General features: G+C 54.6%; 18 protein-coding genes. All 18 read left to right on the top strand.

What is annotated here, in order from left to right:
• Positions 1-651 precede the first annotated feature (651 nt).
• Positions 652-1,911 (top strand): stage II sporulation protein D, encoded by a 1,260-nt coding sequence (spoIID, locus tag ACFO3S_RS15825; RefSeq protein ID WP_378098056.1) that lies wholly within the window; start codon positions 652-654, stop codon positions 1,909-1,911.
• A gap of 94 nt (positions 1,912-2,005) precedes the next feature.
• On the top strand, positions 2,006-2,737 hold the full coding sequence (locus ACFO3S_RS15820; protein ID WP_378098053.1) for a peptidoglycan DD-metalloendopeptidase family protein: 732 nt from the start codon (positions 2,006-2,008) through the stop codon (positions 2,735-2,737).
• Between the two features lie 473 nt (positions 2,738-3,210).
• Positions 3,211-3,498 carry a sporulation transcriptional regulator SpoIIID gene (gene spoIIID / locus ACFO3S_RS15815; protein ID WP_378098050.1) on the top strand — a complete coding sequence of 96 codons (288 nt, stop codon included), beginning with the start codon at positions 3,211-3,213 and terminating at the stop codon, positions 3,496-3,498.
• 104 nt (positions 3,499-3,602) lie between these two features.
• Positions 3,603-4,601, top strand: coding sequence for a rod shape-determining protein MreB (gene mreB / locus ACFO3S_RS15810; RefSeq protein ID WP_378098047.1), 999 nt, complete (start codon positions 3,603-3,605; stop codon positions 4,599-4,601).
• A 47-nt stretch (positions 4,602-4,648) separates the two neighbouring features.
• Positions 4,649-5,512: a flagellar hook-basal body protein gene (locus ACFO3S_RS15805; RefSeq protein WP_378098044.1), complete on the top strand. Its 864-nt coding sequence runs from the start codon at positions 4,649-4,651 to the stop codon at positions 5,510-5,512.
• A 12-nt stretch (positions 5,513-5,524) separates the two neighbouring features.
• Positions 5,525-6,340 carry a flagellar hook-basal body protein gene (locus ACFO3S_RS15800; RefSeq protein WP_378098041.1) on the top strand — a complete coding sequence of 272 codons (816 nt, stop codon included), beginning with the start codon at positions 5,525-5,527 and terminating at the stop codon, positions 6,338-6,340.
• Between the two features lie 63 nt (positions 6,341-6,403).
• Positions 6,404-6,637: a DNA-directed RNA polymerase subunit beta gene (locus tag ACFO3S_RS15795; protein ID WP_378098038.1), complete on the top strand. Its 234-nt coding sequence runs from the start codon at positions 6,404-6,406 to the stop codon at positions 6,635-6,637.
• A gap of 124 nt (positions 6,638-6,761) precedes the next feature.
• Complete coding sequence (locus ACFO3S_RS15790) at positions 6,762-7,271, top strand: CDP-alcohol phosphatidyltransferase family protein (RefSeq protein ID WP_378098035.1); 510 nt, start codon at positions 6,762-6,764, stop codon at positions 7,269-7,271.
• Between the two features lie 162 nt (positions 7,272-7,433).
• Positions 7,434-7,871 carry a 3-hydroxyacyl-ACP dehydratase FabZ gene (gene fabZ / locus ACFO3S_RS15785; RefSeq protein WP_378098032.1) on the top strand — a complete coding sequence of 146 codons (438 nt, stop codon included), beginning with the start codon at positions 7,434-7,436 and terminating at the stop codon, positions 7,869-7,871.
• Positions 7,872-7,892: 21 nt separating this feature from the next.
• Entirely contained in the window at positions 7,893-9,599 is a 1,707-nt protein-coding gene (locus tag ACFO3S_RS15780) for a phospho-sugar mutase (protein WP_378098029.1), read from the top strand.
• 72 nt (positions 9,600-9,671) lie between these two features.
• Complete coding sequence (locus tag ACFO3S_RS15775) at positions 9,672-11,741, top strand: DUF5693 family protein (protein ID WP_378098026.1); 2,070 nt, start codon at positions 9,672-9,674, stop codon at positions 11,739-11,741.
• Between the two features lie 385 nt (positions 11,742-12,126).
• Entirely contained in the window at positions 12,127-13,233 is a 1,107-nt protein-coding gene (gene csaB / locus ACFO3S_RS15770) for a polysaccharide pyruvyl transferase CsaB (RefSeq protein WP_378098023.1), read from the top strand.
• A gap of 137 nt (positions 13,234-13,370) precedes the next feature.
• Positions 13,371-14,081 carry a WecB/TagA/CpsF family glycosyltransferase gene (locus ACFO3S_RS15765; RefSeq protein WP_378098302.1) on the top strand — a complete coding sequence of 237 codons (711 nt, stop codon included), beginning with the start codon at positions 13,371-13,373 and terminating at the stop codon, positions 14,079-14,081.
• Positions 14,082-14,218: 137 nt separating this feature from the next.
• The gene (locus tag ACFO3S_RS15760) at positions 14,219-15,349 is read left to right on the top strand and encodes a glycosyltransferase family 4 protein (RefSeq protein WP_378098299.1); all 1,131 of its coding nucleotides are present in this window, start codon (positions 14,219-14,221) and stop codon (positions 15,347-15,349) included.
• A 253-nt stretch (positions 15,350-15,602) separates the two neighbouring features.
• Positions 15,603-19,388 carry an S-layer homology domain-containing protein gene (locus tag ACFO3S_RS15755; protein WP_378098020.1) on the top strand — a complete coding sequence of 1,262 codons (3,786 nt, stop codon included), beginning with the start codon at positions 15,603-15,605 and terminating at the stop codon, positions 19,386-19,388.
• 557 nt (positions 19,389-19,945) lie between these two features.
• Complete coding sequence (locus ACFO3S_RS15750; RefSeq protein ID WP_378098018.1) at positions 19,946-22,852, top strand: S-layer homology domain-containing protein; 2,907 nt, start codon at positions 19,946-19,948, stop codon at positions 22,850-22,852.
• Between the two features lie 119 nt (positions 22,853-22,971).
• Positions 22,972-25,128: a hypothetical protein gene (locus ACFO3S_RS15745; RefSeq protein WP_378098015.1), complete on the top strand. Its 2,157-nt coding sequence runs from the start codon at positions 22,972-22,974 to the stop codon at positions 25,126-25,128.
• A gap of 138 nt (positions 25,129-25,266) precedes the next feature.
• Positions 25,267-26,769 (top strand): sugar transferase, encoded by a 1,503-nt coding sequence (locus tag ACFO3S_RS15740; protein ID WP_378098012.1) that lies wholly within the window; start codon positions 25,267-25,269, stop codon positions 26,767-26,769.
• The last annotated feature ends 15 nt before the right edge of the window (positions 26,770-26,784 follow it).

Raw genomic sequence — 26,784 nt, 5'->3', positions numbered from 1 at the left:
GAGTCGTTGCGGGAGGGAAGGCGCTGGGAGGATGCGTGACGGGAGGAGGATGCGGGAAAAGAGAGGAGTCGGATCCGGAGCAAGGGGGTAGAAAAGGAGAGTAATCTGGATGGCGAAAGGGGAGAGGGGGAGAGCCCTACCGAATAGCGACTGCATGCCGGGCGAATGCCTGTGTGGATTGGGAGATAGAGGTATCCGTGATGGAAGGGGTTTCGGGGATTCGATCTACAGAGGAGAGCTAAATGGCATGTGCGGAGGGTAATCGTCCCCCAGGGATCTGCAGATGACTCAGGGAGGTCGGAAACGGCATGCTCAGAAGGGAACGCGACGGGAAGGCGGCGGTGGGGAGCCCACAGGGATCTGCAGATGACTCAGGGAGGTCGGAAACGGCATGCTCAGAAGGGAACGCGACGGGAAGGCGGCGGTGGGGAGCCCACAGGGATCTGCAGATGACTCAGGTAGGCCGAAAATGGCATGCTCAGAAGGGAACGCGACGCGGAAGGCGGCGGCGGGAGTCCCCGGTGATCTGTAAAGCTGAGTCGGCCTCGCTGTTCTATGCTCTCTCACTCTCGCATATTTTGGAAGCATCGGTTGGTAGCGGGTGGACGACCGGTCAACCGCCTCCGAAATTAGGCCGAACGAGGTGGAAGGGTGAGAGGAAGGAGATACGGCCGAAAAGGCTGGGGACGCAGAAGGCGAAGGGGGCAAATCGCAGTTTCTTGGAAGGTGATCGCGGTCGCCTACGCGACTGGCTGCTTGCTGGCGGTCTGGCTCTGGCAGGCTGTGCACGGAGGAGCGGCTCCGGGAATGGCTGTGGCGGAGGGGCCGGCGTTGGAGGAGCGAGAGCCAAGGCTCGTATCGCCGGCTGGCATCGAGAATGAAACGGATGGCGAGGAAAGCGGCACGAAGCGGATGGCGGGAACGGGCGGTCAAGGAGGAGAGGGGCGCAAGGCGGGGGCGGAAAAGAGGGAGGAAAAGAGTGAGGGAAAGAGGGAGGAAAAGGGGGAGGAGAAGAGGGAGGAAAAGGGAGCAGAGCCGGCGGATGCCCAACTGAAGATTTCCATCTATGTGACGAAAACCGGAAAAGTAGAGACGGTGCCGCTGGAGATGTATGTCGCGGGCGTCGTGGCGGCGGAGATGCCGCTGGGGTTTCGGCCCGCGGCGCTGGAAGCCCAGGCGATTGCGGCCCGGACGTATGCGGTTCGCAGGCTGTGGCTGGGCGAGCGCGCGGGGAAGGCGGACGTGACCGACACGCAGGAGCATCAAGTCTATCTATCCGTCGAGGAGATGAAGCGTCTGCGGGAGAACGACGGCGAAGGCTGGGAGAAGGCCCGAGACGCCGCGGCTCGCACGGAGGGGCAGATTCTAGTCTATGGGGACGAGCCGATCGAGGCGCTCTTTTTTTCCACGAGCAACGGCTATACGGAGAACTCGGAGGAAGTGTTTTCGGTCCGGCGCCCGTACTTGCGATCCGTGAGAAGTCCGTGGGACCAAGCGATCTCCGAGAGAGCCAAGGAGACGATAGAGTTTGGGCTAGCGGAGTTCTATGAAAAGCTGGGCGTAGAAACGGTGCCGGCTGCGCGGGGGGAGGAGACGGCTGGCATACGGGTGCTGGAGCGGACGGAGGGGCGGCGGATCAAGACGCTGCTGGCCGGCGACCGCCGGTTCAGCGGGACGGAGGTTCGGAGGCTGCTCGGCTTGCGTTCGGCTTCGTTCGACTGGAAGGCGGAAGGAGGCAGGCTGACGCTGACCGTATACGGTTACGGGCACGGGGTAGGCATGAGTCAATGGGGGGCCGAGGGCATGGCCCGGGAAGGGTATGGCGCTTCGCAAATTCTGGCACACTATTATACGGGGGCCCGTCTGGAACAAGTTTCTAAGCTTGCGATCGGGGCCGAAAAACGGCTATAGGCATGGTAGATCTGTAAAAATTGCAATCTTCCAGCAAAAACAGGTATAAAACCTCATCGCCTGGTAACAATGGCTTACTGAGGTGATGAAAACCATGAATGAAGGAAACAAAACGCCACGCAAAATCGACGACACCCAAAAGTCGATTGCAGGCACGTCTCCCGCTGTTAGGCCTACCGGATGGAAAAAATTCCTTTCCAAGCGCTGGGTTTTTCCTGCAGCGTACATGGCCGCGGCAGCAATTATCGTAACGATTCTCTGGCTGAACTCGGGTAAGGATCCGCAAGATCCGGCCATCCCCGGTCAAGCAGGAGTCGAGAGCGAAGCCGTCTCGACCGGACAGGAAAGTCCGGAAGCGTCGGCCGTTATCGCCAACGGAGAATCGCTGCAATGGCCGGTAGAAAAAATCGAGGACATGACGACGCTGATGCCTTTCTATGACGCTTCGGCGCCGGCCGAAGAGCGCGAAGCGGCGATGGTCGTGTACGAGAATACGTTCACGCCGCATATGGCGACCGACCTGGCCCGCAAGGACGGGGAGTCGTTCGAGGTGCTCGCGGCGCTGAGCGGCACGGTCAAAGTCGCGTCCCAAACGCCGACCAACGGTTACGAGGTGCAAATCGAGCATCCGAACGGATTGGTCACCGTCTACCAGAGCCTGACGGATTTGAAGGTGAAGGCCGGCGACGAGGTCGAGCAAGGCGAGGTTATCGCTTCGGCAGGTCAGAGCGAGCTTGAACCGGGCGAAGGCGCCCACGTGCACTTCGAGGTTCGCGAGAACGGCGTGTCCGTTAATCCGAACACTCTGATCAAGTCGGAAGAATAAGCGAGAGCGACGGCAGACGAGGATCAAGGCGGGCAAAGGGGCCCGCCTTGATCTTTTTTTCATATCGAATGGGAGCGATCCGATATCGCCGGCATGAAGAACGAAGCGGGACCCCGGAAGGAAGCGCGAACTCGGAAGAGCGGGCAGAATTATCATTACGGAGTTCAGCGAATTTTCGGCAGACGTTCCGCGACATGCCGCTGGACATCTCCCGCCAGCCGGCGCTGATCGGGGAGCAGGGGGGCGGGGAATAACCGGGGGGCGGCGAATAACCGGGAGTACCTGTCCGCAAACGAGAGGGAGAAGTCCCTTTCGTCTTTTTTTCTAGGTACAAAGATACAGTCCTGGTGCCGCCGGACCTATATTTTCCGTCAAAAAAGGGACTTTCCTAGCCTGTCAGGCTTGGCCATCTAGAATAAGTGACCGCGCCCCTCATATACTGTACCAATCTATTTCAGCAGGGAGGCGGGAGCGTGCACGATTATATCAAGGAACGCACGATCAAGATTGGCCGCTGTATCGTGGAGACGCGCAATACGGTTCGTACGATCGCCAAGGAATTTGGCGTCTCCAAAAGCACGGTGCATAAAGACTTGACGGAGCGGCTGCCGGAGATCAATCCGGACTTGGCCGATCAGGTCAAGCACATCCTTGAGTACCACAAATCGATCCGGCACCTTAGAGGAGGAGAAGCGACAAAAATCAAGTATAAGAAAACAACTGCCAAAAAGCGGGAGGTTATGACAGCCGGAAAAGCATAATTTTGCTATTGATGTCGAAAGAAAAGAAGGATTTGCCGCGCATGCATCGAATATAATACTATTACAATATCAGACACTCCAATTTGGCGAGGGATAAAAGACGCATGTTTAGCAAAGATATCGGCATCGATCTGGGTACGGCCAACGTATCCATTCATGTAAAGGGCAGGGGAGTCGTACTCGACGAGCCTTCCGTCGTAGCGATTGAAAGCGATTCTCGCAAGGTGTTGGCTGTCGGGGAAGAAGCCCATCGGATGGTCGGACGGACGCCGGGCAATATTATTGCGATCCGCCCGCTCAAGGACGGAGTCATTGCAGACTTCGAAGTGACGGATATGATGCTGAAGGCTTTTATCCAACGCGTCGGGGGCAAAAGCTGGTACAGCAGGCCGCGCATTCTGATCTGCGCCCCTACGAACATTACGTCGGTCGAGCAGAAAGCGATCCGCGAAGCGGCCGAGAGAAGCGGGGCGAAAGAAGTCTTCCTCGAGGAGGAGGCGAAAGCGGCCGCGATCGGAGCGGGGATGGACATTTTCCAGCCCAGCGGGAATATGGTTGTCGATATAGGCGGAGGTACGACGGATGTCGCCGTTCTATCCATGGGCGACGTCGTAACCGCCTCTTCTCTTAAAGTCGCGGGGGACAAGTTCGACGCCGCGATTATGAGGTACATAAAGAACAAATATAAATTGCTGATCGGCGAACGGACGAGCGAGGATATCAAGATCAAAATCGGCACCGTCTATAACGGCGGGCGCCAGGAGGAGATGGATATCCGGGGCAGGGATATGGTGACGGGGCTTCCGCTCACGGTCACGATCCACTCGGACGAGGTTCGCGAAGCGCTGTGGGAACCGATCATGTCGATCGTCGCGTCCACCAAATCCGTTCTGGAGCGCACTCCGCCCGAATTGTCCGCGGACATTATCGACCGCGGCGTCATTCTGACCGGCGGCGGGGCGCTGCTGGACGGGCTGGACGCGCTGCTCGCCGACGAGATCAAGGTTCCGGTGCTGATCGCGGAAAATCCGATGCATTGCGTCGTCAAAGGAACCGGCATTATGCTCGATCATCTGGACAAAATGACCCGCAAGCTGGGGTAAGCTAGAGTTAGGCCGAATCACCATGCACGCGAGGAGGACAGGGCTCCATGATCAGAGGATTGTATACGGCTGCCTCGGGAATGATCGCTCAGCAGCGCCGTCACGATGTCATCACGAACAATATCGCGAATATCAATACGGTCGGCTTCAAAGCCGGCAACTCGGTCAACCGCACGTTTCCCGAGATGCTCGTCTACGCGCTAGGCGGGCCGAATCCGTCGGACAGCAAGGTGGGCAAGCTGAGCACGGGCGTATTCTCGGAGGAGAACCTGCTGAGCATGGTGCAGGGAGACTTGAGAGAAACTTACCGGAATCAGGATCTGGCTCTCGTATCGGACATTCTGATCGACGGAGTGAACTTCGATCCTTCGGGCAAATATGTGGACGCGAACGGACAGATCACTTATCAGCCTCAGGCCTTTTTCGCCGTGAACGCGGCGGGGCAGGAGAGGTATACGCGGGACGGAAGCTTCAAGACCGCGCCTGACGGCACGCTGGTGACGTCCGACGGGTATGCGGTCAACGGCGTCGACGGTCAGCCGATCGTCGTCGACCGCTCCTGGGAAAATATCTCGGTAACGGCTAACGGCAGCCTGGTGGACCGCGAGACGAGAGAGCCGCTGCCGGGAGCTCCGCAGCTCCGGGTCGTGCGCGTGGATAACCCGAATCTGCTCGTTCGCGAAGGGGACGGCCGCTTCCGCTACGCGGGAGAAGCGAACGGTCTCCGCCAGATCGAGGCGCAGGACCGGGTCGAGGTGCACCAAGGCTTCCTGGAGCGGTCCAACGTGGACACGACCCAGGCCGCTATCGATCTGATGGCGGCTTTCAGAGCCTACGAGGCGAACCAGAAGGTCATTCAGGCCTACGACCGCACGTTGGAAAAAGCCGTGAACGAGATCGCCAGAGTATAGGAGGACTGTTGAGTGAATAGTTCGATGATTACCGCAGCCGTCTCCATGGGCGCGCTCCAACAGAGGCTGGATCTGCTTGCGGACAACGTCGCCAACTTGAATACGGTCGGCTATAAGCGCAAGACGGCTGTATTCGAGGATATATTGACGAGCGTCAACAGACAGTTGGAGGACTTCAACCAGCCGGGAAGAAAAACGCCGCTCGGACTTGTCGGCGGCTGGGGAACGAAGCTGGTGTCGATTCATACGGATATGACTCAGGGCTCTCTTCAGGAGACCGGCATTATGACGGATGTGGCGATCGAGGGCAACGGCCTGTTCGAGGTTCGGACGGCTGACGGCGCCCGCGCCTTTACGCGTCATGGCCCGTTCCAGCTGCTTCCCGACGGGGAAGGCGAACGAGTGCTGCTGACGAATACGGGGCAGCAAGTGATCGGAGTCGGAGACGAGCCCGTTCGGGTGCCGAACGGTTACGATCTTCGGATCGCGGAGGACGGAGCGTTGACGGGGGTATCCGAGGACGGCCTCGAGACGGTCGACCTGGGACGGCTTAAGCTGGTCGAGCTGACTAATTCCGATCTGCTGCGGGCGCTGGCCGACAATCTGTTCGGCATCCCGGCCGACGTCGATCCGGGCAGCGTCGTTCGCGAGCTGGCGGACGGGGACGTCGGAATAGCGGTTCGCCAAGGCTTCGTCGAGCAATCCAACGTGAGCATGGCGGAGGAAACTAGCGATTTAATGATGGTGCAACGCGCATACCAATTGAGTGCCAGGGCGCTCTCCTCCAGCGAGCAGATGATGGGGTTGGCGAACAGCCTGCGCGGTTGATGCGAAGCAGATCCGGTTAGACCCGGATTCGCGCCGTTGCCCGTCGAAGGAGACGAATTTTTCATGAAAGCACCTTCCCGTTCAAACGGCAAAAGCAAGCCTTCCGCCGGAAGGATCGTTGCGCAAGTCGTTTGGATGAGTTTTAAACTATTGATTATTCCTGTTCTGTGCATTGCAGCACTCATTGTGGGACTCGCGATCGGATTTTCCGTGTTGGGGGACAGGCCTGTATCGGAAGTATTCGACATCAAGACCTGGAAGCATATGTATGATCTCGTGTTCGCAGATGGCGCTTAACGCATGGCTTGCGCGCCTTGCGACCGGGATTGCGAACTCCCCGGCTTCTGCTCGGGGAGTTTTCATTTGTAGAGGTGAGCGTTATAATGGTGGGGAACTTGAGAGAAACAGGGGGGACGCGGGAATGAACGTGCCAAATCTGCTGACAATATCCCGCTTCGTGCTGATTCCCGTGTTTTTGGTTTTGTATTTCAAAGGTCATTCGATCGCGGCGCTGCTCACGCTGCTGCTGGCCGGATTTACGGATTTTCTCGACGGCTACATCGCCCGAAGAAGCGGACAAGTTACCGTAACGGGAAGCATGCTGGATCCGCTTGCGGATAAGCTGATGATGCTTTCCGTCGTTCTCGCCCTCCTGATCAAAAGCGTGCTGCCTTTGGCCGCCTTTGTCGCGATGGCCTTTCGGGAGCTGGGAATGATTATCGGCTCGGCCATTTTTTATTTCCGCGGCTTCAAGACCGTGCCGGCCAACGGCTTCGGCAAGGCGACGACGATTTTGTATTATTTGGCCATTACGCTGATGTTTCTGGATCAGCCGGGCGGGGTGCCGCTGCTGTGGGGCGGAATCGTTCTGTCCTTCGTGACCTCGTTCATTTATTTTATGAAGTTCAAAAAAATAAACGCCGTATCCTAGCTGCGCAAGCGAAAACCCGCCTCCGCCTATCCTGCAGGCAGGCGGAGACGGGCGCTCCTATATCAACCCCGGCTGCTGCAGCTCGCCCGAGGATGGCTGTATTATTCGCCGCGCAATGAGGGGTTATGCGCGTTCGCGCTGCTTATTAAGGAGGAATAAATGATGCTTGATATCGTGCAAATTCAGGAATTGATTCCGCATCGTCCGCCGTTTCTGCTTGTGGACCGGATTTTGGAGCTCGAGCCGGGCAAGAGGGCGGTCGGCCTTAAGAACGTGACGATGAACGAGCCGTATTTTGTCGGGCATTTTCCGGGATATCCGGTGATGCCGGGGGTGCTGATCGTCGAGGCGCTGGCCCAGGTCGGCACGGTGGCGATGCTGGCGCTGGAGGAAAACAGGGGCAAGCTCGGCTTCTTCGCCGGCATCGACGGCTTCCGGTTCCGCGAGCAGGTCAAGCCGGGAGACACCTTGACGCTCGAGCTGGAAGTGACGCGGCTTAAGGGGCCGATCGGCAAAGGCCGGGGCGTCGCCCGCGTCGGAGACAAGATCGTCGCCGAGGGCGAGCTGATGTTCGCTCTGTCCGATCCGTCCAAAGCTTAAGCAAAGAAAGGGTGGAAATGGATGTCTGCATGGAATCCGTTTGAATTATACGAAGCGTGGCTTCGCGACCCCAATATCGACGAGCGGACGAAGGAGGAGCTCCGCGGCCTTGCGGGGCAAACCGGAGAAATCGAGGACCGCTTCTACCGGGAGCTGGAGTTCGGAACCGGCGGCCTGCGGGGCGTGATGGGCGCCGGCACGAACCGGATGAATCGATACGTCGTCGGCAAGGCGACGCAAGGCTTCGCGAACTTCCTGCGCGGCCAGTCGCCGTCTCCGTCGGTTGTCATTGCCCACGATTCCCGGACGAATTCCGACGTCTTCTCGCTGGAGGCCGCCTGCGTGCTGGCCGCCAACGGAATCCGGACGTACCTGTTCCCTTCGCTCCGGCCGACTCCGCAGCTGTCGTTCGCGGTTCGCGACCTCGGCGCGACGGGCGGGATTGTCGTCACGGCCAGCCACAATCCCCCCGAATACAACGGGTACAAAGTATACGGCTCGGACGGCGGACAGCTCGTTCCCGATCAGGCGGAGCAGGTGATCGGGGAGATTCGGGCCGTGGCGTCCTTCGATCAGGTGAAGAGGCTGTCGCGCGAAGAGGCGGAGGCCAAGGGGCTGCTCGTCTGGCTGGGAGAAGAGGCCGATCGGCGCTTCGTCGACGCGGTGACGGCTCAGGCGGTGCAGCCCGAGCTGCTACGCAGCGGGGCCGGCGCCGAGCTCGGCATCGTGTTCACGCCGCTACACGGAGCGGGCAACGTTCCGATCCAGCGCGTGCTTGCCCAAGCGGGCTTCTCGAAGGTGAGCGTCGTCCGCGAGCAGGAGCAGCCGGACGGCATGTTCCCGACGGTCAAGTCTCCTAACCCGGAGGAGCAGGAAGCCTTCGCGCTGGCGATTCGGCTGGCGCAAGAGGTCGATGCCGATCTGATTATCGGCACCGATCCGGACTGCGACCGGATGGGCGCGGTCGTGAAGAACGACAAAGGCGAATTCGTCGTGCTGACGGGCAACCAGTCGGGGGCGCTCATGGTGCATTATCTGCTCTCGAACCTGAAAGCGAAGGGCAAGCTGCCGGATAACGGCGCGGTCGTCAAGACGATCGTGACGAGCGAGATGGGAGCGGATATCGCCGCTTCGTACGGCTGCAAGGTGTTCAGCACGCTGACGGGCTTTAAGTATATCGGAGAGCTGATGACGAAGTTCGAGAAGGACGGCTCTCAGGAGTTTCTTTTCGGATACGAGGAAAGCTATGGTTATTTGACGGGGAATTACGCGCGTGACAAGGACGCCGTCGTCGCTTCCCTGCTGATCAGCGAAGCGGCCGCGTTCTACAAGTCCCAGGGCAAGACGCTGTACGGCGTGCTGATGGAGCTGTACGCCCAGTACGGAACGTATCTGGAGAAGCTCGAGTCCCGGACGCTTAAGGGCAAGGACGGCGTGGCGAAGATCGGCGCGATCATGAACGACTGGCGCTCGGCGCCGCCGGAGCAGATCGAGGGCGTCCGCGTCGCGAAGGTGCTGGATTATTCGCAAGGGCTCGACGGACTGCCGGCTGAGAATGTGCTGAAGTTTCTGCTGGAAGACAGCTCGTGGTTCTGTCTGCGCCCGTCGGGGACGGAGCCGAAGATCAAGGTTTATTTCGCAGTGCGGGGAAAAGGGCTGGACGAGGCTTCCGCTTCGCTGCGGAAGCTGGCGTCGGCCGTGATGGCGCGCGTCGATTCGTTGGCGTAGCGGAACGGCCGCTCTCCGCCCGCGCGCCGCTGGCCGTCTGAGGCCGTTAGCAGAAATGAAGGAGTGACCGTTGTGCCACAGTGGCTGAATACATGGAACGCAAAAATGGCGAAATGGCTATGGTGGGTCGTGCTGCTGGGCATCGTGGCGTCCCTGCCGGTCGTCTACGCGAGGGTGCAGACGGAGACGTCGGCGAACCAGGTCGCGATCGTGATGGACTATCGGGACTTGCTGCAAGTGTCGAGCACGCAGGTCGATCCCCGGCGCTTCGCCGAGGAGCAGCTCGATCGGTTGAAGGAAGCCGGCGTCGCCGGCATGGTCGTGTTCGAGAGCACGCTCGAGGAGCTGAGCTGGGCGGGCGAAGTGAACGTGTACAATGCGACGCAGGCGGCGCTTCTGGAAGGCCGGGTTTCTCCTCCGGAGGACAACGGCACTTACGTCGTGTTCAACCGTCCGGAGAACGCGGCCACGCTGCGTCCGATTGTGGAATGGGCGTTCCGGCATCACGGCGCGGAAGTGACGGACTGGTCGGTCAAAGGTCACACGGGGCTGCGTCTGAGCATGGGCTACGACGATGCGATGCTGCGCCCGATGCAGCCGAATCCGATCGCGATCCGATCGCTAACCGAGGCGGGCTTCCTCGTCATTCCGAGGCTGTCCGACCGGTTCGATCCGTTCGACCAGACGGAGGTGGCGAGATGGCTGGACTTCTATCAAGAGCTCGGCATCGACCGCGTCGTCTTCGACGGCGAGGCGGTTACGGGCTACGCGAACGACGACAAGAAGAGCAAGGGCATTACGCGGTTTGCCGGGGAGCTGAAGGAGCACGGCATCGGCGTGGCGATCTTCGAGAATCTGCGCATTCCGCAGAAGGGCATGTCGAAGCTGGCCAATCTGCTGGACTACAACGCCATTCGCGCCCATTCCGTCAGCGAGGCGGAGATGTCGGCGATCAAGAAGCCCGTGCTGGAGGATCGGCTCGTGCTGGCGGTCAAAGACCGCAATATCCGCCTGCTGTACTTGAATGCGATCACTGTGCGCGACGCGACGAAGGGGCAGGTGACTCATCCGCTCCAAAATATCGTGGACGTGCTGCAGGGGGAGGAAGACGAGGACGGCAACACGGTCAGCGTCGGCGTCGTGCAGCAGCTGCGCGACTTCGGCTTCGAGCTCGGCTCTCCGAAAGCGTTCCAGGTCGAACACGCTCCGGCGGAGAAAGCGCTGCGGGGCATCGCGATGCTGGGGGCGATCGCGCTGGTGGCGCTGACGATCGGCCTGTTCCTGCCTTCGCTGACGCTTCCCGCATTGGCGGCGGGCGCGGTCGGCGGAGCGGGGCTGTACGTGCTCAGCTCGACGCTGATGGTGCAGGCGCTGGCGCTTCTGACGGCGATCGCCGCTCCGACGGCCGCCGTCGTGCTGCTCGTCAAGCGAATCCGGACGCTCCGCGAAGGCGCGGGAGAGCAGAAGATGCCGCCGCTTCACCGATTGGGCGGCGCGCTGCTGCTGTTCGTCCGGACGTCGATTCTGTCGCTGGCCGCCGTGCCGTTCGTCGTGGCGCTGCTCAATCACATTTCTTACAGCCTGGTGCTGCAGCAGTTCCGGGGAGTGAGCGTGCTGCATCTGCTGCCGATCGCCCTGGTCGCAATCTACGTTTTCCTGTACGGCTCCGGCAATACGGTCGTCGGGAATGCGAGAAAAATTTTGTCGATGCCGCTGACGGTGCTGTGGATCGTGGGCTTTGGCGCGCTGGCCGCGGTAGGGTACTACTACTTGTCGAGAACGGGCAACAGCGGCCAGGTGACGGACATCGAGAGAGCCTTCCGCTCTCTGATGGAAAATACGTTCGGCGTGCGTCCGCGCATTAAGGAGTTCATGCTGGGGCACCCGCTGTTCTTCGCCGGCATTTTCCTGGCGCTGCGTTATCGCTGGGCTACGGTGCTGCTCGTCGCGGGCACGATCGCCCAGCTGTCGATGGTCGACACGTTCGCTCATATCCATACGCCATTCCTGCTGTCGCTCGTTCGCGGGCTGCTCGGCATAGGCCTCGGTCTGCTGCTCGGTCTGGTCGCGATCGGAGTCTGGCAGGTGCTGGAGCGTCTGTGGAAGCGCTGGGGCAAGCGGATTTTGGAGGATGGGGTTTAAAACAAACCAATCCGCACCAAACGGCGCAAGAGCATATCGATCGAACGAAAAGAGGAGTCCGGGTCTGATCGGGCTCCTCTTGCCATGAACGTGAGGAAAATGAAAATATTTTTATGGAAAAGGGCCGCAGGTATGGTGTAACGTTACTATTAGCTGCAGGGAAAGTTTGGGCAGCTGCGGATGACGGGCAAATCGGAACGATCGGATGTAGGACTGGGCGAATTGGAGCATCCTACAGGTAGATATAGAGATAAGGAAGCGACGGGGGCGGAGGACAATCGCACAGCGGGAAGGAAAAGGGCAGGCAGGCGCCGAAACGGGCGCCGTTCAGAGCGAGAAGGGACAGGGAACCGGAACGGGCGCCGCGAAAAGCGCATATCGGCTCGTGCTGTCGGGCTACTACGGGTTTCGCAACAGCGGGGACGAAGCGGTGCTGAAAAGCATTCTGGCCGCGCTGGAGTCGGCGGCGCAAGCGGCCGGGACGACGGTGGAGCCCGTCGTGCTGTCGGGCGATCCGGAGTGGACGGCCAGTCAGTACGGGGTCGAGGCGGTGCCGCGGATGAAGCTGGCTGAGGTGAGGCGGGCGCTGAAGTCGAGCGACGGCCTGATCAGCGGCGGAGGAAGTTTGCTGCAGGATGCAACGGGCTTGGGCTCTATTCCGTATTATTTAGGGATTATGGAGTTGGCCCGCTGGTGCGGCAGGCCGACGTTCGTCTATGCGCAGGGCATCGGGCCCGTGAATCGGGCGATGTTCAAGCCTTGGATCTCGCGCGCGTTCCGAAGCGCGGGGTACGTGTCGGTGCGGGACGAGGAATCGGCGGCGCTCTTGAGCGGCTACGGCGTTCCCGCGTCCCGCGTCGAGGTGGTGCCCGACCCGGTGATGGGTCTGCCGCCGGGAGGGCCGGGCGCCGACGAGCCTGGCGGCGCCGATCGGGAGGACACGCAACCCGTGGTGGGCGTGTCCGTCAGGTTCTGGCGCAGCGACCGCGCGGACCTGGACCGCGCGGCTGCGGCGCTTGAAGCGCTGGCCGGCCGCGTGCGGGCGCGGCTGCGCTTCCTGCCGTTCCATCGCGGCGCGGACGAGGACGCGTCCCGCTACGTGATGGAACGGCTCGCGCGCGCGGGGGCATACTCCGAGCGGGAGCTCGAGTTGGCCCCGGCGCACGACGACCCGCAGCGGATGCTGCGGGAGGTCGGCCGATGCGCGCTGCTCATCGGCATGAGGCTGCATTCGCTGATCTACGCCGCGAATCGGGAGGTGCCGCTGCTCGGCATCTCGTACGATCCGAAGATCGACCAATTCCTCCAGCGGCTCGGAGAGAAGGCGATCGGCTCGACCGATGAGCTCGATCCCCAAGCGGCGGCGGAGAGAGCCGCCGGACTGCTGCGCGAGCCGGAGCTGTGGCGGCGGGAGAAACAAGGCGCGATGAGTCGGCTGAAGGAAGAAGCTGTCAGACCCGCGCAACAAATTATTGCTTTCCTACGTAATTAATATGTAGGCTCAAGTCGATCCCCGGCGTTTGTTCGGGGGGGAGCGGCGGCCCGACGGAGTTGGAGTGTGACCTTCAGGTGAACGAGAAGACGAAGCCGTTTCCTACGGTTTCCTTGTATGGCGTGCCTTTTTCGAAAATGGACATGAGAGAGACGGTCGATTACCTGACGAAGGCGATCGAGACGAGAACGCCGCATCGGGTGATTACGGGCAATCCGATCATGCTGATGGTCGGCCTGGACAATCCGTCCTTCCATCATACGCTCGCTTCGGCGGACCTTGTTGTTCCCGACGGAGCCGGCGTCGTCTGGGCGGCCCGCAGGCTGAATCAGCCGGTCAAGGAACGCGTGGCGGGCTTCGACCTGATGCACGAGCTGCTGAAGGAAGGGGATATCCGGGGCTGGAGCGCCTACCTGCTCGGAGCGACCTCGGAAGTGATCGAAGCGGCGCAGGAGAAGCTGAGCCGGCAATTTCCCGGCGTTCGCTTCGTCGGCTGCCGGGACGGTTATTTCAAGGACAGCGACGATGAAGAGGTCGTGGCCGCGATTCGCGAGGCGAATCCGGACATGCTGTTCGTCGCCCGGGCCACGATGAATCAGGAGCCGTGGATCGAGAAGTATCAGGCTCAGCTGGGAGTTCCTGTAGCGATGGGAGTCGGGGGCAGCTTCGACGTGGTGTCGGGCAAGCTAAAGCGGGCACCCGCCCTTTTCCGCAAAGCGGGAATGGAATGGTTGTACCGGCTGCTCCAGGAGCCGTCGAGGTTCGGGAGGATGCTGGTGCTGCCGAGATTTGCCCTTAAAGTGATTAGAGACGGAGATAAAGTCCTGAAAGCAGGCAATCCGTCCTGAAATGAATCGCGAATACCGCTTAATTCATGAAAAACGGCTGAAAACGACGAAATGACCGCCTTGTTGAACTTCTTGTAGCGGGAGTATAATTCATTCCGGTACAGAAAAAAGGGGAGTTGTGAATGTTGTCCGGTTGGATGCTCGGAATCGCACTTATTTCATTTTTTGCGGCATTGGTCTTATCGCTCGTATTGACGCCGCTTGTCAAGAAGCTGGCTTACCGGGTCGGCGCGATCGACGTGCCGAATCAACGCAAGGTTCATACCCGAACGATGCCTCGACTGGGCGGGGTGGGGATCTATGCGGCCTTTACGATCGGGCTGCTCTGCTTCATGCCTCTGGTGCCGGAAGGGTACCTGAGCGCTTACGACCGCAATCTCATCAGCGCGCTGCTCGTTGGAGGCACGTTAATCGTGCTGCTCGGCGCGCTTGACGATAAATACGATCTGAACGCCAAGCTGAAGCTGCTCGTACAGATCGGCGCGGCCTGCATCGTCGTCTTCGGCTTCGGGGTCAAGATCAATCTGGTCAACATCCCGTTCGGCTCGGCGATGCAGCCGCTGGCCGAGTGGGTCAGCGTCGCGCTGACCATCGTGTGGATCGTCGGCGTGACGAACGCGATCAACCTGATCGACGGCCTGGACGGCCTCGCCGCCGGCGTGTCGGGAATCGCCATCGCCACCATTCTTGTGATGGGCATCATCATGAGCAACGAAGCGGTTATCCTGCTCGGCGCTCTGCTGCTCGGCAGCATCGGGGGATTCCTGTTCTTCAACTTCCATCCGGCGAAAATTTTCATGGGCGATTCCGGGGCGCTGTTCCTCGGCTTCGCGCTCGCCACGCTGTCGATGCTCGGGTTTAAGCAGATTACGGTTGTCTCGTTCGTCACGCCGCTGCTCATTATCGGGGTGCCGCTGTCGGATACGTTCTTCGCGATCGTCCGCCGCTGGAAGAAGGGCAAGCCGATCTTCGAAGCGGACAAAGGGCATCTGCACCACTGCCTGCAGCAGCTCGGCTTCAGCCACCGCAAGACCGTGCTGATCATCTACGCCATCGCGGCGTTCTTCGGAGCGTGCGCGGTCATCCAGTCGACCGTGACCAATGCGGGACTCGGCAACTGGATTACGTTTATCGTCATATGCGCGCTCGTGTTCCTGCTCCAGATCGGAGCCGAGCTGATCGGCATCGTCGACAAGACGCGCCGTCCGGTGCTGGACTTTCTGGCCCGGCTTCGGATGAAGCCGCAGACGGGATCGCGCGGAAAATAAAAATTTTTACACGGCATTAACGCAAGCCCCGAGATGAGGATCGCATTTCGGGGCTTTCCTATGTCTTGAGGCTTAATTTGGGAGAAAAAGCCGAAGGACGGCTAAACTTTCCTAGTTTCGAGACCGATAACAGGTATACGGAATGTCTATCTGGCTGGCTGAGCATAGGACGGGGCGGTGAATGGGGAACGGATAGCTATGAAGCCAGTGACTGGTGTACCAAAGCTTTTTTATCAAGGAGGAATTACGAAAGATGAAACCGACGATTAATCGAGTCCTGCAGTGGCTGCTCGTCGCGGCGCTGGTCGTATCGATGCTGCCGGTAGCTCCCTCGAAATCCGAGGCAGCCGATCCTATATATTTTCAGTTCCGGGATTTCAGCACATCGCCTACTTCTCCGACGGAGGTCAACTCCAACCAGATTGAGATTGCCGGTACATTCAACTCGGTAACCAATCTGTCTTACCGCATCGAGAAGATCGTTAACGGACAAGCCGTCGAGGCTTCGAACAGCTCGACGCAGCCGATTATTACCGGGGGGAACTCCTTCCGCTTCGCCGCCGTTACGATCTACGAGGGCCTGAACCGGATTACGGTACTGGGCGTGAACCAGGTCGGCAACGTCGTATCGGGAGAAGCGTACGTCAACTTCTCGAACGTTCCGGTCATTACCGAGGTCAAGCTGACGGACGGCAGGCCGCTGTCCTCCGCGGCGCCCGTCGTGACCGCCCGCGCCAACGAAGCGATCTCCGTCAACGCCCCTAACGCCACTAACGTGACGATTAACGGCGTGGAGATGTTCGGCGGCTCCGGCAGCACGTTCCTTCTGAATAACCTGAATCTCAAGCGGGGATACAATAAGCTGGTCATTCTGGCGCGCAACGGCACCAAGACGTATGAGCTTACCCGTTATCTGGTATATTTCAACGGCTCGCTGACCGCCTATGACGTGAACTGGGCCGGCACGGCTCTGGATGGAGATCCGGTGTTCAGCTCGCCGCTTAACGGCAACATCACTTCGAAGGTAATACTGAGAACGAACGCTTCCTCCGCGACGCCTCCGGCCTTTAGGGTGGAGCTTGTGGACGCTTCCGGCGCTTCCTTGACCCCTCAGGTGTTCAGCGACGCCAGCTTTGTTCCGGCGGATGTCTTAGTGGAAGGCGACTTGACCACTTATTCGATTACGACCGATAACGCGCTGGATCTCGGGGGACGGCCGAACGGCAAGTATAACCTGAAGATCAGCGACACGAGCGTAAGCGGCTCTCCGTTCATTCTGATCCCGTTCACTTATCGGGATGCGAATTCGCCGTATATTACTGATATTAAGCAAGCTTACGACGTCACGGATCCCGGCAGCGCCGGTTCCACCATTACGTATGCTTCCTCCGCGTCTTTTCCGAATAACGCCGCGGTAAGCATCGTTCCGTTGTGGATTTTGCTCGATGTGGCCAATCCTACGGGAGTTACGGCAACCGTCACCGCCAAGCAGAACGGCGTAACGATTCCGACGGCCGACTTTGTGTACAGCACGCGGACGACGAACGCCGGACAGCCGGCCATCGTGATCAACAAAATGCCGACGGGCACGGTCGAGCTTACTTTCACCGTGTCGACCGGCACCTACACGGACAGCATGGTGCGTACGGTCGTGTTCGTGCCGGCTCCGTCCATTCAACTGAGCAACGTGTATAACGGTCAAATCTTCGAGACGAACGCGCTTCCGGTCATCGAAGGTAAAGTCATTAACTTCAATCTGCTGGATTCGGCTGAGCTCGATTCCGTTCATATGAAATTGAACGGTCAGCGTTACCAGATCAATACGTCGGGCGTAGGCCAAATCTATACGCCGACGACGGCGACGGGCGACTACAAGGCCGGCGACTTCCGGTTCGATTCCACGATCGCGATTACCGGCGGGCTGCAGCTCCTCCCGGGCGCCAACGAATTGATCTTCGAAGGGGTCGCCAACGGCGTGCCCGTGTCGACGAACTTCACGGTGTACTTCTTCTCCAAGGATAATCCGGCGATCAAGAATATTCGTCCGGTGCCGTTCGTCATCGACCCGGCATTGGATACGAATCTGGCGGATATCCGGCGGAAGTTCAACGATGTCGACGTCAAGTTCGCCCCGACGGGCGAGAAGCAGTTTACGACAACCGAGAGAGAGCTCGATTTGCTGTTCGACGTAGAGGCGCTTACCAGCCTGGAGGTTCAGGTCGACGGTCAGAAGGTCACGACGGCAACGGTTCAGGAAACGACTCCCGACGAAGGAAGAATGGACACGAGCGACGCGGTGTTGGATGATTCGATCAAGCTCTATATCGAGGATCCCAACTCGAATCTGGCCGTGACGTCTTATACCGATCCCGAGTACAAGTATCGTCTGCGCCTGTCGAACGTTCCGCTGCCGCAATCGGGTTCTACGAACATTACCATTATTGTTCGCAAAGGCACGGTATCCGTATCCGAGACATACACGATTATTCGCGACTTGTCTCCGTTCCAGATCCTGTCGCCGCAGCTTCCGAACGAGAGCGTCATTAACTCCAACTTCCTGAAGGTCAGCATCAAGGCCGAGGGAGCGGATTCGGTGCTAATCGGGAAAAACCCGATGGTCAAGGGCACCGGCGACGTGTTCAGATACGAGCTGAAGAACCTGAAGGTCGGGAAGAATACGATCAAGTTCACGGTTCAGCAGGGCAATCAGAAAATCAACGGATCGTTCGTGGTGAACTACGCCGGCGACAGCTCCGTTACGGCCCAGTATAAAACCACGCTGCCGACTTCCGGCAAAATTTCCTTGTTCAAGGGCGAGCTGGGACTCACGTTCCCTAAAAATACGTTCTTGAGACAGGCGAACCGCAATCCGGGTCAGGACGTCAAGACGATCAATCTGTTCGACGCCCAGGAGCTCTACTTCGGAATTGCCGACCGCGAAGACGGCAGAACGGTTAAACGCTACAATGCGGTCGGCGAGGAGGATGCGGACGGCAATCTGATGGACGGCATCCTGGTCGACGTGCCGGTTAGAGCGGAAGCGACCGACCGGCTGATTCCGAAAAACAGCTTTACGTTCGCCTCCAACCTGTTCTGGGTGGACGCAGGCTACTTCAGAGGCACGGGTCTCGTTAACGATTATCAGCTGATCGATGCGATGCATCCTTATTCGACGACGGACAACGGAGACGACGTGTTCTACATTCGCTCCTTCTATCCGGACAAGTGGCTGGAACCGTCGCAGCGCGGCACGATCACGATTAAATACGATTCGAACATCGTCGACGCGATCGCCCGCAACCTGAGCATCTGGCGCTATACGTCCCAAGGCTGGGAGAACGTAGGCGGAACGGTGGACACGAAGAAGAAGACCGTGACGGGCTCCTTTAACGGCTTCGGGTACTATGCGGTCATGTCGCTGCGCTACAGCTTCAGCGACATCGTCGGCCACAGCTACGCCCGACTGGCTCTGGAAACGATGTATTCCCGCGGCATCATGATTAATAAAGACAATAACTCGTTCGGCGTGTACGACAACATCACGAGGGGCGAGTTCGCGCAAGTGCTGGTGAAGATGCTGGACGTTCCGCTCGAGTACGATCCGAACAACATGACGTTCGACGATGTCATTCCGATCGACTTCCCGGATGCGCTGTGGAATTATCGATATATCGAGACCGCCGTTAAAAAGGGGTATATCCGCGGTCGTTCTCCAAGGCTGTTCTGGCCTAACGATACGCTGACCCGCGAGGACGCTTCGGTCATGATCGCCAGGGCGCTGAATCTGGTGAAGAGCAACGCCAACATGGATAAGGACAAAGAGGCGCTGCAAAAGCAGTTCACGGATGCGAACACGATCAGCGTATATTCGGCCAGCGCGGTGCTGGCCATGCAGAAGGCCGGATATATTACGGGCGTTCCCAATTCGACGACAGGCGGCGGCAAGCCGACCTATCGCTTCGAGCCGAACTCCAACCTGACCCGCGCCGATGCCGCGGTGATCGTGGAGCGGATTATGAAAAAGCTGAAGAAGCTGTAAGTCCGATTGGAGGGAGCTGCTTGCGGGCAGCTCTCTTCTCTTCCAGTCGAGAGAGCGATGCTTCAAGTTGGTTCTATAGGAAATGTTTTGACAATGATTTAAAGGATGGGCCAAGCTATACTAGAGTAGCGATTAGGCTTACATAACGAAATGGTTTATTCGCAAAGAAATATAACGAAAATCTTCGAGGAATACGATTTCCTCCGCAACTTTTCGCAATCCCATGCGTTTAAAGTTGTGGGTCGTCGCGAGAGGGGCTCAGAAACGCGCTCTTGCGGCTCTGTCTATGAATTAGTGCTTTACGCTGGGCAAGCGTCTCATGTATAATGAGGAAAGTGGCATATTTTACCCTGCCTAATTTTTGTTTGTTCGGCATTTCATCCACTAGTTTTCAAGTTTCTGCGACATGTATCTACTAAAATAGACATGCCGTCAGACATCAATTATAGACAATGCTCTTCTCAAGGAAGGGGGTGAAAACGCCGATGAGAGATTCGAGCTATAATTTTCACACACAAACACAACAGAAATTTTCTCGAGGAGGAGAAAAAAAGGTTATGAAGAAAAGTTTATCTATTCTGCTTTCCTTCGCCTTGGTATTCGGCTTGTTCGCATCCATGGCATCCGCAGCCGACACTGAGTTGACGGCAGCACAGAAGTACCAAGCACTCGTTGATAAAGGCGTTCTGAAAGGTAACCCTGACGGGGATCCTCGTCTGGACAACAACCTGAACCGCGCTGAGTACGCTACGCTCGCTATCGCTATTGCAGGTCTGGCTGAAGAGAAACCGGCTACGGCTACTTTCTCCGACGTTAACTCCAAGCAATGGTGGTATGGCGCAATCGAAGCTGCTGCTAAAGCAGGTTTGGTTGAAGGCTTCAACGGCAAATTCAATCCTCGCGACAACGTAACGGTTGAGCAAGTGATCAAGGTTGCTGTTCAAGCTGCTGGTCTGGAACTGGTAGCAGACGCTGAGGTTGAAGGCGCATCCGCTTGGGCTGGTCCTTACATCCAAGCTGCTCTGGACGCTGGTCTGATCCCTGCCGGCCTGAACTACACGGCTGACGCTACTCGCGGTCAAACATTCGTAGTCGGCTATGCCGTTTACGAGAAGCTGAACCCGACTGAGCCGGCTAAGGTTTCCGTTGCTAAGGCAGAAGCTACTGGCGTTAAGCAAGTAACGGTTACTCTGGACAAAGCAGTTGACACGGAAAAAGCTAAGTTCGCTTTGAAAAAAGGTACCGTTAATGTTGTTCTGGACAAAGTAACTTGGTCTGAAGACGGAAAAGTTGCAACTCTTCCTTTGAAAGACGTTAAAGTCACCGAAGGTGAGTACACTGTAACGTTGAGCGGCCTTGAAGAAGGTACTGTTGAAAAAGACAGCGCATCGTTCACGGCTCAAAACGAAACAGTTAAATCCATTGATTTCGTTACTTCCGTAGCTGAGATTGCTTACACTGCTAGGGCGAAAGTAAAAGTAGCTGCTAAAAACCAATACGACGAACTGGCTTCTTTCCCAGCTTCGTACTATACAGTATTCACTGGCTACAATGGCTTGAATGAAAGAATTACTAAGAACGATGCGGGCGAGTTGGTTGTCATTCTTGATACGAACGTTGCCGGCATCCAACAAAACTCGTCCCAAATTCCGTTGACGATTTACTTCAACGAAACTCGCATTCAAGCTCAAAAGACTTTCAAAGTAGGTAACGCACCTTTCGTTACAAAAATGGAATTGGGTGCTGTTAAATACGATGGAACGAAAACTAGTCTTTCCAATAGTGGTGAAGTTGCTACGGTTCCAGTGAATCTGTACGACCAATATGGCAACCCGATTACGAAAGATCAAATGAGCACTGCAATCAATTTCAATCAGTTTATCACTCCGCAGCCTAACAAGCTTACTGCATCGGTAGATGACTTTAACAACGATGATGAGTATGAAGTTAAAGTTACTCTGACTGGTAAAGAAGCTAAATCCAGCACCTATACTTTGACTGTATACGCTGGCGGAACGTCTGCGACGCAAACAATCAACGTTGGCAATGCTAAATTGGCAACAAAGGTTGCTTTCGGTGAGTTTGGCAAGGATATTGCAGAAGGCGATAATGATACGTATTACGTCCCAGTAATTGCTTACGACGTTGATGGAAACCAGTTGACGAAAGATGAGCTTGTCGATGCTGCTAACCTTGCCAGAATTAAGGTTACCGTAAGCAATGACTCGGCTGTAAATTCTCTCGTTGCAACTGGTCCTAACAAAGGGTCGATTCCTGTCAAAGCGGGCAGCTTAGCTGCAAAACAAGTTATCTTTGTTTCGGCTAGCATCGCTGAAATTGATGCACAAGATTACAAAACGACTTCCATTACGATCAAAGATAAGCGTCTGCCTGAGACTCTTGTAATAACCGGAAGGTCTGCAACTAAGGCGGTTCTGGGCGCTGGTTCCGACTTTACGATTAAGATCAGAGACCAATACGGCTCCGATATTGATGTTCCAACTGATTACAGCGTTGTTGTTTCCTTCGTAGATCTTACGGGCAGCTCGGGCATCGTTCTGAAAGGCAGAGATGGAAACACTCTGGATATCGCTGCTGGTACGCCGAATGCCCCTGCTACTGCAACGTATGAAACTGGAGACAAATTCAACGATGGATTCAAGTTTGAGACGACTGCTGGCGTCTTCGGTAAAGTTCAATTCAAGGCTGAGTTGTTCAAAAACTCCACTTCCTTGAGAGTTGTTACTCAAGAAATTGAGTCCATCGATCCGACAAAGGTTGATTTGACGTACTCCTTGAAAGATCTGGGAAGCATCTATGCAATTAGAGATACTAACTACTCCTACAAGACCGAGTCTGTTACTGACAGCAATCTGAAGAAGAAAGTTCAAGTTGCTGTTAAAGACTCCGCTGGCAACGATGTAGCATTCCCAGATGACAAAGTTGCTAGTGTAACGGTATCTAACGGTCAAGTAGTTGCAGTTGGTGCCACTGGTTCCGTTGGTGCAGCGGTGTACTATGTACTGGGTAATAAAGCTGGCGATTCTTCCGTTAACGCAACGGTGTACAGCGCTAAAGGCGAAATCGTTCATGCAACTGGCGCAGTAACCGTTAAGTCTGATCTGGTGACGGTTGAAACATTGTCTGCAGGTAACGGAGACATCAAGTACAGCACGATTGCTACTACTCATGCTGCTTATGTAAGTTCGGGTGTGTTCAATGCTTATGGCTTGATGGACCTCAAAGTCGTTGATAACTATGGCGTTGAATACAAAACTACGAATATCGCTAAGTACGTTGAACTGATTGGTATCACGTACTCCATCACTAACGTTAAGGGCGGTACGGTTAGCCTGAATGCTGCTAATGGTCAAATCACTGTAGGTGCAGGAGTACAAGAATTCGTATTGACTGCTCATGCTCCTAACGGCAAGACAGTTAGCACGTTGGTTCACAATAACTAAAATAATTAAGATAAAGTCGTCAGGGACAATCCCTGACGACTTTTATCTTTTTAAACTGTATCCGCAACTTAGAAAGCATCCATTACGTCTATATAAGTAGATAAACAAGAGCCAGGAGGATGGATGCGGTGATAAGGTTCAGAAGGATAGCAACATCACTATTAGCACTGAGTGTTATGTTAGGGGCTTTCCAAGCTACGATTCAAGCACAAGATACATCAACAAAATCAGCTGTGAAAGTGCTAGAGCCAGTTACATTAGGAAGCGTCAAACTAAAAGAGAATGTTACTGCTAAGGTGAATAATCTAATTATATTGCCTTCAAATAACAATCAAATTTTATCGTTGACACTTTCGGTTCAAAATAACAGCAACTCTGAAGTGAATTTTTTAGATTACTGGCTTACAGTGTCCACAAAGTCGGGCACAAAACTGAACATGCAATTGCTGAACACTAAGATCAGCAAGATCCCTGCCAAGTCTACAGTAAATATTGATTTCATCGGAACAATTGGGAGTTCAATAAAACTTACTGATCTGGTGGTAAGAGTAATAAAATGGGACTTTTCAGCTCCGTCTTATACCAAGGTTTTAGGGCAAATCACTGTGCCCGCTAAATATAATCCAACAACGCCGTCGACAAACGGACGGAAAGTGATTTCGGACGACATAAAGGCCTCGTTTGTTGTTAAGCAATCGACAATTGGTATAAGCGAAAGCTACTATCGTCCTGATATCAGATTGACTATTAAAAACGAAGGCAACCGTACCTTCTCGATGCCTGATTATCAGTTCTATATCCTAACCCAGAATAATTTGATGTATCCTTTAACGGTCCAGGATTTAAAAGGAACGAGTTTGGATCCATTAGCAGAAAAAGAATTTCAGTTGACCGCATCGATTCCGATTGCAGTTGAACAACAGAATTGGAAACTAGCAGTCGTGAATTCAATGAATGAAGGGAAAGACAAACAACCGGTAGCCATTTTCAACTTGGTAAAATCGCAGGTGGATACCGCTGATGTTAAGGGCAAGTACTATACCTTCTCCAACTCCAAAGGAACTTACAATATCAAGTTAAATTCGATTAACCGATTGCCTATCGAAGATGAGGATCTGGTTATTGCGAACTTAACAATAGCTAATAAAGGCAAATCTACTTTGCCTATGCCTTCGTTAAACGGGAAATTTGTCTTTAATGAGTCCATTGAGAAGACGGCATCCAGCAACAACAGCAACAAAGTGATATCGATCAAACCTGGAGAGTCGGCTAACATTCAACTGATTAGCAGAGTGCCTTACACATTTGAAGTTTCTGATTTGAACTTGGTTGTCCAGCAAAAAGAAACGTCGGGTACAAACGAGCAAATCACTGACCTCGTCAAATTTAGTACAAAAGGCAAGTTTGATCCAATCCAGAAGGTAGCATCTGATACAGGCTACTTGATTGAGGATATTGGCTATCGTGCGGAAGTAAAAGTCAAAAGTCGCAGTATTTACACTGGCGATTCAGCAGATATTCTGGTGGCACAATTGATGGTTCAAAACCAAGAGAAACGGCAAACTGCTGTTCATAAGCTGGCGGGTTACTTCGAGAAAGCAGATGGAACAATATTTCCAGCGACATTTGATAATGTCATAGAAAAGCTTGATCCTAGCGGAAAAGCGATAGTATATGTGACTGCCACTGTCCCGAAGAACACGGATACAAGCGATATCAGTCTGGTTGTCGGTAAAGCAGTCACGGAGGCTGCGTCCGGCGGTTCACAAGCCGCTGAGCCTTCAGATAAGCTTGTCGGATATACAGACCCACACTCTCTATCCCTTCCGCCAGAGAAGGAGCCGCAGATCGGTCTGCAAAAGTTGGATTTCAGTCCATATGAGTTTTCTATTACGAGAGTAGGAACTCAGACAAGATTTGATATAAATGAAGTTAGCATGGATTTCGATTATACGCTTTCGGCAGATTTACTTACTAAAGCAAACACGAAGGATCATAAGATTATTATTGAGATTAGAGATGATACGCGCGACTATGCGTTCTCGCGTGAATTGTCTCTGCCCACAGCCGCTCCTGCAACAGGGGAAGAAAATACAACGCTTCGCATAGGAGAACACAAGCTTACACCGCCCCCATGGAAAAACGATCAGTTTGTATTCTTGATCGACGTCCTAAAGGATTTCCATCTAAATGTTTATTACCAAGTTAAGCCTGGGTATAAGACATTGGTTGCCACACAAAAGCTTCCTTGGTATATAGATAAGAAATTGAATTAGTTTGTAACAAGGGCTGAGCAGATCAACTGCTCGGTCCTTTCGACATAATTAATGGTAATTCAATATAATTTGACGCCCGATTCAGTTAAATGTGGTAGAATGTAAGTAATCAATCAGATAAAGTTGGGGAAATATGGAATGCCAATTAGGGATTCATTAAACTATAGCACGAAGCCCAGTTCAACGTTTCCTGTCAGCGATATGACGAAGCAGCGAATTAAAGCAAGCAGAGCGACGGCACTAGTGCAAAGATATATAATAGTGGCTAAATATTTCGGTTTTATCCTTACTTTTATGCTTCTAATGGCCATCAAGGTTGTTCCTGAATTTGAAGGTGTAACACGATATAACCCCTTTACATGGGGGGGCATGACCGTATTCACGGACTATGCACTGTTTATGCTTATCATAATGATAGTGCATCTATTTATGCACTTCCAACATAAACTTCATTCTGAAGATATGATGGAATCTATATCTAAAGAGTGCATATCAGAATTTCGTATCATATTTACTTCCTTTATGATTACGCTCGGCATAACCTTTTTATTAAAGACCACCTTTATATATTCGCGATTTACTTTGGTTTTATTTGTCCTAGCCATGATTGTAGAATCTGCCTTTTGGATTATACTGCGTAGATCCATACTAGCCTATCTATATCGAAAAGGTACCATCAAAAAAAATATAGTAATTGTAGGGGCGGGTAAGGTTGGGTTAACTATCTACGAAAGGATAATGAAGGCTGGTAGAGCAGAAACTAATTTCATTGGATATTTGGACGATTATAAAGTCGGAGCTGAGGTTATTGGCAAACCAATCGATCTGGAAAAAATATTTCAATTATACAGAATAGATGTAGTCTATATAACAATTCCATCTGAGAAAAGACTAATCGAATCTTTGTTAAGCAAAGTATATAAATATGATGTGGATATTAAGATTATTCCGGAAATGTTTGATCGCATATCCAGCGTATTCGCATTTAAGGATGATCTCGAATACCCATGCCTGCAGATCGTCAAAACCCCATTGAGGGGACTTAATGTCTTCTTAAAAAGAATTTCTGACGTATTCGGCAGCCTCATTCTTCTAATATTAATGTCACCACTATTCTTGCTGATCGGATTGCTAATTAAATTTGAATCAAAGGGCCCCGTATTTTTCAAACAGCAAAGAATAGGTAAGAATGGATTGCCATTCGATATGTTAAAGTTCCGTTCCATGAAGAACAATGCAGAATCAATAAAAAGTTCGCTGCTTCACCAGAATGAAATGTCGGGTCCAGTCTTTAAGTTGCGAAACGATCCAAGAATAACCCGAGTAGGTCGATTCATACGGAAGTATTCAATTGATGAATTGCCACAGCTCTGGAATGTTTTTAGAGGGCAAATGAGTCTTATTGGGCCAAGACCGCCTCTTCCGGATGAGGTATCTAAATACTCAGATTATCACTGGCGCAGAATGGATGTGCTTCCGGGAATGACGGGGTTATGGCAAGTCAGCGGGCGCAGCGATCTAAGCTTTGAAGAATGGATAGATCTTGACATTTACTATATTGAACACTGGAGCTTTATGCTCGAAATGAAGATTTTACTAAAGACAATACCCGTTGTAATCAAAGGCGCCGGCGCATATTAATGAGGAGTGTAATCG

It is taken from the genome of Cohnella hongkongensis (assembly GCF_042654645.1).
GTDB classification, from domain to species: domain Bacteria; phylum Bacillota; class Bacilli; order Paenibacillales; family Paenibacillaceae; genus Cohnella; species Cohnella hongkongensis.
The sequence above is the reverse complement of the archived record's forward strand: the minus strand, read 5'-3'. Positions and strand labels throughout refer to the sequence as shown.

Coding starts and splice junctions, on each gene's coding strand:
- ACFO3S_RS15820 (WP_378098053.1), top strand. CDS start 2,006: ATGAATGAAGGAAACAAAACGCCACGCAAAATCGACGACACCCAAAAG.
- mreB (WP_378098047.1), top strand. CDS start 3,603: ATGTTTAGCAAAGATATCGGCATCGATCTGGGTACGGCCAACGTATCC.
- ACFO3S_RS15805 (WP_378098044.1), top strand. CDS start 4,649: ATGATCAGAGGATTGTATACGGCTGCCTCGGGAATGATCGCTCAGCAG.
- ACFO3S_RS15795 (WP_378098038.1), top strand. CDS start 6,404: ATGAAAGCACCTTCCCGTTCAAACGGCAAAAGCAAGCCTTCCGCCGGA.
- ACFO3S_RS15790 (WP_378098035.1), top strand. CDS start 6,762: ATGAACGTGCCAAATCTGCTGACAATATCCCGCTTCGTGCTGATTCCC.
- fabZ (WP_378098032.1), top strand. CDS start 7,434: ATGCTTGATATCGTGCAAATTCAGGAATTGATTCCGCATCGTCCGCCG.
- ACFO3S_RS15780 (WP_378098029.1), top strand. CDS start 7,893: ATGTCTGCATGGAATCCGTTTGAATTATACGAAGCGTGGCTTCGCGAC.
- ACFO3S_RS15765 (WP_378098302.1), top strand. CDS start 13,371: ATGGACATGAGAGAGACGGTCGATTACCTGACGAAGGCGATCGAGACG.
- ACFO3S_RS15760 (WP_378098299.1), top strand. CDS start 14,219: ATGCTCGGAATCGCACTTATTTCATTTTTTGCGGCATTGGTCTTATCG.
- ACFO3S_RS15755 (WP_378098020.1), top strand. CDS start 15,603: ATGAAACCGACGATTAATCGAGTCCTGCAGTGGCTGCTCGTCGCGGCG.
- ACFO3S_RS15750 (WP_378098018.1), top strand. CDS start 19,946: ATGAAGAAAAGTTTATCTATTCTGCTTTCCTTCGCCTTGGTATTCGGC.
- ACFO3S_RS15745 (WP_378098015.1), top strand. CDS start 22,972: ATGGATGCGGTGATAAGGTTCAGAAGGATAGCAACATCACTATTAGCA.
- ACFO3S_RS15740 (WP_378098012.1), top strand. CDS start 25,267: ATGCCAATTAGGGATTCATTAAACTATAGCACGAAGCCCAGTTCAACG.